Below are 7,128 nucleotides of genomic sequence, written 5' to 3' on the forward strand. Positions count from 1 at the left end.
CTCAGACCTCCTTCTTTCCGCGCCATCCGGTCACCGGGAGATCGAACTTGGTGACCAGCCGGTCGGCGAACGGTTCGGAGTCGATGCGCACCCAACGCAGGGGTTTGTGTCCGCGGACCACCTCGAGTCGGGCCCCGGCAGGCACGGGCAGCACACGACGACCGTCGCAGGAGACGAGGGCGTCGTACGGACCTGGCTCCACCTCCACCGCGACCACCGACCGCGGGCTGGTGACCATCGGTCGGGCGAACAGAGCATGGGCGTTGTTGGGCACGATGAGGATGGCTTCGAGATCGGGCCACATGACCGGGCCACCCGCTGAGAACGCGTATGCGGTGGAACCGGTGGGCGTCGACACCAGGATCCCGTCGGCTCCGAACGCCGACACCGGCCGCCCGTCCACCTCGGTGACCAGACCGAGCACGCCCTGACCGGACGGGTTCTGCACGCTGGCCTCGTTCAGCGCCCACGATGACCCGTGCGTTTCGCCGTCGACGAGGACCGCCACGTCCAGCGTCATCCGGTCCTCCACGCGGTAGTCACCGGAGATGAGTTGCACCATCACCTCGTCCACGCGGTTCGCCTCCGCCTCGGCCAGGAAGCCGATGCGGCCGAGATTGATGCCGAGCACCGGTATCGATGCCGGGTAGGCGAGTTCGGCCGCCCGGAGGAACGTCCCGTCACCGCCCAGCACGATGACGACCTCGCAGCCCGCGGCGGATCCGGGATCGGCACTGGTGACCGCCACCTCGGCACCGATGGATCGCAGGTGCGCGGGATCGACCGGATGCACCTCCGCCTTGTAGGTCATCTCCGGGTGGTCGGCCAGGGTGTCGTGGTCGACGACACGCAACCCCACTCCGGCCTCGGCACAGCGCCGCGCGATGGCGTCGAGGGTCTCGACGACAGCCGCCCGGCCGGTGTGCGCAACCACCAGGAACTCCCGGCCGCCACCGTCGGGGGCGTCGCTGCTCGCGGTCACTGCGGTCCCCTCTCGACCGCTCGTGCGATCGTTTCGGCGGTGTCCTCAACGGAGTTGACGTCCGACGGCCCCGATTCGGTTCCTGCCGGTCGATCGGTGGTGGTGGACGAGACCTTCCGGAGCCACAAGAAGTATTCAACATTGCCCGACGGCCCGGGCAGTGGGCTGGCCACGGCGCCCAGGGTGCGCAGACCCAGCCCCGCGGCGGTCGTGGCGACCGCGCGGACCGCCTCCTCACGGCGTTGCGGATCACGCACCACACCGCCTGCACCCACCCTGTCCTTGCCCACCTCGAACTGCGGCTTGACCATCGGGAGCAGATCGGCGCCCGGCCGTGCGCAGGCGGCCAATGCGGGTAGCACCAGTCCCAACGAGATGAACGACAGGTCGGCGACCACGAGGTCCACCGGACCACCGATGTCGTCGGCCGTCAGCCGCCGCACGTTGGTGCGGTCGTGCACCGACACGCGCTCGTCCGACTGCAACCGCCAGATGAGCTGTCCGTACCCGACGTCGACCGCGACCACCTCGCGCGCACCCTCGCGTAGCAGCACATCGGTGAAACCACCGGTCGACGCACCGGCGTCCAGACACCGCCGGCCGGTCACGGTCATCCCGGCCGACCCGAACTCCGCCAGAGCGCCGAGCAGCTTGTGCGCTCCGCGGGACGCATAGTCGTCGGAGTGGTTCTTTACCACCAGAATCGGGGTGGCGCGCCCGACGTTGGTCGCGGGCTTGCTGGCGACCGCTCCGGACACCTTGACCTTGCCGTCGGTGATGAGCGTCTGGGCCTGCTCACGGGAACGGGCCAGTCCCCGACGCACCAGTTCGGCGTCGAGGCGGACTCGGGGTGCCACCTAACCCCCGGCCTCGTCGACGCGGTGCATGCGGTCAGGCACGGTCGATCTGCTCCAACGCCTCGGTGAGTACGGCGTGCGCCTGCTCCAACAATTCGGTCTGCCTCGACAACGAGGTCAGGTCGAGCTCATCGGAGTCCGCGCCGCGCAACGCGTCGACCTGCTCGACCAGTTCGGCGACGGCAGTGGTGATCGCCGACGGGTCGACATCGGCGGGAGACATGTCGGCACCCGCACCCCGAGGGCGCAGATGACTACCGGGTAGCGGTGCGTTCATAGGACCCCAACGCTATCGGAGGCCGCCGACGCCCGTAGGGACGGACGCGCGGCCGACGAGTCGCGGTGTTCACAGGCCCAGATCGCCGAGCGCCGCTCGTGCCCGCTCACCATCGGCGCGTATCTGCGGCGCCTTCTCCCGTCCGGCCTCCCAGGCGGCGGCGACCAAGGCGGGTAGCACCCGCGACGGGTCTGCGTCGTCGTCGCCACGCACCGTGATGACGTCCCCGCTGACCTCGATCGTCCATCCGGGTGCGGGGGCGATCCGAGAACGGTCGGCGGGCAGCGACAGGGTGGTCAGGTCGGGCCCGACATGCGTGGGACGATGCTCGGGCCGGGCCGCCAGCAGGTCCGCGACGGAGCTGACTCCGGTGAGCACCATCAGGCTGTCGAGACCCACGGTGTTGGCACCGGCGATGTCGGTGTCCAGCCGATCGCCGACGACCAGCGGATTCCGCGCGCCGCTGCGCGCGATGGCGTCGTCCATCAACGGTGCGGCTGGTTTACCCGCGACGATCGGTTGCTTCCCGGTGGCGTTGGCCACCGCCGCGACCATCGAACCGTTGCCCACGGCGAAGCCGCGCTCCGTCGGCAGGGTGGCGTCCACGTTGCACGCGATCCAGAGCGCCCCGGCGTTGATGGCCAGCGCGGCCTCGGACAGTTGCTGCCAGCCGGTGTCCGGGGAATGCCCCTGGATCACGGCGGCGGGCCGGTCGTCGGCGCTACGCGTCACCCCGATGGCGACCTCGCGCACCTCCTGGGCGAGTCCGTCGGTTCCGACGACGAGCGCACGCTGCCCGGGTTGCAGGTGGTCGGCGAGCAGTCGGGCACCGGTCTGTGCGCTGGTGACCACTTGTTCGGCGGTGGCGCTGAATCCCAGTTCCTCGAGGTGTGCGGCCACCTCGTCCGGTCGCCGACTCGCGTTGTTGGTGACGTAATACGACGGGTTGTCCACCTCGCTCAGCGCCTCGGTGGCACCCGGGATGGCCCGCTGCCCCGCGTACAGGGTTCCGTCCAGGTCGAGCAACAGCACGTCGTAGTTGGCGGCCAGCGACTTCTCGGCCGAGGCGTCGTCGCCCGTCGGATCCGTTACCGACAGGTCGGTGTGGTCAACCGGGGTGCGGACCACAGCGTCACGTGACACGTCGTCGCTCGGGACGGACTCGTCGGCGGTGGTCGGGTCCTGCGCTGCGTCCGGCGTCTGATCCGCGGCGACCTCGGTGTCGGGCACCTCCACCGACGTGCTCGTCTCGCCACCTCCCGCGGTGGTGGCGTCGGTATCGGGGACCGCAGCTGCCGATTCGACCCTCGACGGGCTCGGAGTGCGGTCGTCACGGGTTGCCGGGTCGGCCAGCTCGGTGAGTCGTTCTTCGGCGTCGGTGACGTCGTCGAGGTCGGCCGCGGCGGCGTTCATGAACCAGGTGACGGCGTCGTCGACACGACCTGCGGCGAGCAACGCCGACGCGTACGCGTAGAACAGACGCGCGGGCGCCGTTCCGGTCCGACTGGGATCCAGGTCCTCTCCCTGCAGGGTGACGACTGCCTTTTCCGGCTCGCCCAGGTCGATACGCGCGCCGGCTTCGACCAAACGCATCTCGGTGGCCTCGTCCCCGGTGAGAGCGCGCCCTTCTGCACCGCGAGCCAGGTCGATGGCTTTCTCCGGACGACCCAGACCACGCTCGGCGTCGGCCATCAACGGCAACAACGCAGAGGTCCCGGACATCCGGCGTGCGGCGCGGAGCTCGGTGAGCGCCTCGGACCACTCCTGAGCGTTGTACGCGGCGACGCCGGCGGTCTCCCGCACCACGGCCACCCGGGCGGCGCGCTGTCGGGCCGCGCGGGCATGCAGCAACGCACGTTCCGGATCATCGATGAGCAGCCTGGAGACCATCACCAGATGCCGGGCCACCTCGTCGGCGGTGGTGCGGTCCAAGGTCAGCAGATCCCGCCGGATCTCCCCGTCGAGATCCTGGGGCGTCACATCGTCGGGGATGGGTGGACCGCTCGGGGCGCGGCGGTCGGTGGACCGCTCTGCCGAACGCGCATCGTCCCGATGTCCCCCGCCGGGCGCTCCGCCTCCGGCCGCGCGTCGATCGGATCCGCGGCGCGCGTCACGCGATCCGCTCACCCGGCCGCGTTCATCGCGTTCCGGACGACCCTGCTGACGGCCACCACGGCCGCGGTCGGACCGTCCCTCGCCGGCACGGAAACCACCGCGACCATCCGAGGACCTACGGACGCCGCGGCCTTTACCGTCATCGCCACGGCGATCGTCCATGACGCACCCCTCTTCGCTCGACGGGTCCACCCACGGCGGATCCACACTGTCGGAGTTGATCTCGACACACTGCCGCCCAGCGTAACGGTCGACCTACACGACAACCGAATTCACAGGCACGACAACGGGTTATGAAATGGGGCATGCCCCGCACGTGGTGCGGGGCATGCCTGGGGTTGTGTTCGGCGGTGTCCTACTCTCCCACACTGTTGAGGGTGCAGTACCATTGGCGCTGGTGGGCTTAGCTTCCGGGTTCGGGATGGGACCGGGCGTTTCCCCGCCGCTATGACCGCCGTAACTTTGTGAAACACACACGCCCCTGGTGGGGGTGGGTTTGTTTGTCCTCTTGTGTGTTGTTTCAGAGTTGCATAGTGGATGTGAGTTCCCGTGAACCTGTGTTTGGTGGTTGGGGTGTTGTGGTAAGTCCTCGGCCGATTAGTACCAGTCACCTGCACCCATTGCTGGGCTTCCAGTTCTGGCCTATCAACCCCATGGTCTGTGGGGGGCCTTAACCCCGCGGTGGGGGTGAGAAACCTCATCTTGGAACAGGCTTCCCGCTTAGATGCTTTCAGCGGTTATCCCTTCCGAACGTAGCTAACCAGCGGTGCTCCTGGTGGAACAACTGGCACACCAGAGGTTCGTCCGTCCCGGTCCTCTCGTACTAGGGACAGGTTTCCTCAAGTTTCTTACGCGCGCGGCGGATAGAGACCGAACTGTCTCACGACGTTCTAAACCCAGCTCGCGTGCCGCTTTAATGGGCGAACAGCCCAACCCTTGGGACCTACTCCAGCCCCAGGATGCGACGAGCCGACATCGAGGTGCCAAACCATCCCGTCGATATGGACTCTTGGGGAAGATCAGCCTGTTATCCCCGGGGTACCTTTTATCCGTTGAGCGACACCACTTCCACACGTTGGTGCCGGATCACTAGTCCCGACTTTCGTCCCTGCTCGACATGTACGTCTCACAGTCAAGCTCCCTTGTGCACTTACACTCAACACCTGATTGCCAACCAGGCTGAGGGAACCTTTGGGCGCCTCCGTTACATTTTGGGAGGCAACCGCCCCAGTTAAACTACCCACCAGGCACTGTCCCTGAACCCGATCAGGGTCCGAGGTTAGATGTCCAATACGATCAGAGTGGTATTTCAACAACGACTCCACCCACACTGGCGTGCGGGTTTCACAGTCTCCCACCTATCCTACACAAACCGAACCGAACACCAATACCAAGCTATAGTGAAGGTCCCGGGGTCTTTTCGTCCTGCCGCGCGTAACGAGCATCTTTACTCGTACTGCAATTTCGCCGAGTCTGTGGTTGAGACAGCAGAGAAGTCGTTACGCCATTCGTGCAGGTCGGAACTTACCCGACAAGGAATTTCGCTACCTTAGGATGGTTATAGTTACCACCGCCGTTTACTGGGGCTTAAATTCTCAGCTTCACCACCGAAGTGATTAACCGGTCCTCTTAACCTTCCAGCACCGGGCAGGCGTCAGTCCGTATACATCGTCTTACGACTTCGCACGGACCTGTGTTTTTAGTAAACAGTCGCTTCTCTCTGGTCTCTGCGACCACCACCAGCTCCCACCGCGAGGGTGTTCACCAACAGTGGTCCCCCTTCTCCCGAAGTTACGGGGGCATTTTGCCGAGTTCCTTAACCACAGTTCTCTCGATCGCCTTAGTATTCTCTACCTGACCACCTGTGTCGGTTTGGGGTACGGGCCGTGTACCAACTCGCTAGAGGCTTTTCTCGGCAGCATAGGATCATGGAATTCGCCTCAACGGCTACGCATCACCTCTCAGACATCATGAGACACGGATTTACCTATGCCTCGTCCTACAGGCTTACACCAGTACAACCACTGACTGGCCCCACTACCTTCCTGCGTCACCCCATCGCTTGACTACTACCAACCGAGGTCCCACGCAGCCGGCGCACCGTCTCCCGAAGGAGATCGGCCACCATTTGGGTGGTTAGTACAGCTGATTCATCACGGACGCGGATACACGGGTACGGGAATATCAACCCGTTGTCCATCGACTACGCCTGTCGGCCTCGCCTTAGGTCCCGACTCACCCTGGGCGGATTAACCTGGCCCAGGAACCCTTGGTCATTCGGCGGCAGAGTTTCTCACTCTGCTTTCGCTACTCATGCCTGCATTCTCACTCCCACATCCTCCACCACAGGATCACTCCGTGGCTTCCAGGGATGCAGGACGCTCCCCTACCCACCCACACCACTACACACAGTCCCGTAGAACCATGTGGATGTACATGTGTGAGTGCCGCGGCTTCGGCGGTGTACTTGAGCCCCGCTACATTGTCGGCGCAGGATCACTTGACCAGTGAGCTATTACGCACTCTTTCAAGGGTGGCTGCTTCTAAGCCAACCTCCTGGTTGTCTCTGCGACCCCACATCCTTTTCCACTTAGTACACGCTTAGGGGCCTTAGCCGGCGATCTGGGCTGTTTCCCTCTCGACAACGAACCTTATCGCCCGCAGTCTCACTGCCACGCTCTCACTTACCGGCATTCGGAGTTTGGCTGACATCAGTAACCTGATAGGGCCCATCCGCCATCCAGTAGCTCTACCTCCGGTAAGAAACACGCAACGCTGCACCTAAATGCATTTCGGGGAGAACCAGCTATCACGGAGTTTGATTGGCCTTTCACCCCTACCCACAACTCATCCCCTCCATTTTCAACTGAAGTGGGTTCGGGCCTCCACAACATCTT

General features: G+C 64.9%; 4 protein-coding genes and 2 rRNA genes. All 6 read right to left on the reverse strand.

The window, feature by feature from the left end; translation table 11 throughout:
• Position 1: 1 nt before the first annotated feature.
• The gene (locus BW971_RS17295; protein ID WP_076482104.1) at positions 2–982 is read right to left on the reverse strand and encodes an NAD kinase; all 981 of its coding nucleotides are present in this window, start codon (positions 980–982) and stop codon (positions 2–4) included.
• Entirely contained in the window at positions 979–1,839 is an 861-nt protein-coding gene (locus BW971_RS17300; RefSeq protein WP_076482106.1) for a TlyA family RNA methyltransferase, read from the reverse strand. The genes BW971_RS17295 and BW971_RS17300 overlap by 4 nt, the downstream gene beginning before the upstream one ends.
• A gap of 34 nt (positions 1,840–1,873) precedes the next feature.
• The gene (locus BW971_RS17305; protein WP_076482108.1) at positions 1,874–2,116 is read right to left on the reverse strand and encodes a hypothetical protein; all 243 of its coding nucleotides are present in this window, start codon (positions 2,114–2,116) and stop codon (positions 1,874–1,876) included.
• Between the two features lie 69 nt (positions 2,117–2,185).
• Positions 2,186–4,096, reverse strand: coding sequence for an HAD-IIA family hydrolase (locus tag BW971_RS17310; protein ID WP_234974459.1), 1,911 nt, complete (start codon positions 4,094–4,096; stop codon positions 2,186–2,188).
• A gap of 477 nt (positions 4,097–4,573) precedes the next feature.
• A 5S ribosomal RNA gene (rrf, locus tag BW971_RS17320) occupies positions 4,574–4,690 on the reverse strand.
• Positions 4,691–4,808: 118 nt separating this feature from the next.
• Positions 4,809–7,128: ribosomal RNA gene (locus tag BW971_RS17325) — 23S ribosomal RNA — on the reverse strand; the annotation flags it as partial.

The sequence above is a fragment of the Williamsia sterculiae genome (assembly GCF_900156495.1).
Lineage (GTDB): Bacteria > Actinomycetota > Actinomycetes > Mycobacteriales > Mycobacteriaceae > Williamsia_B > Williamsia_B sterculiae.

Coding starts and splice junctions, on each gene's coding strand:
- BW971_RS17305 (WP_076482108.1), bottom strand. CDS start 2,116: ATGAACGCACCGCTACCCGGTAGTCATCTGCGCCCTCGGGGTGCGGGT.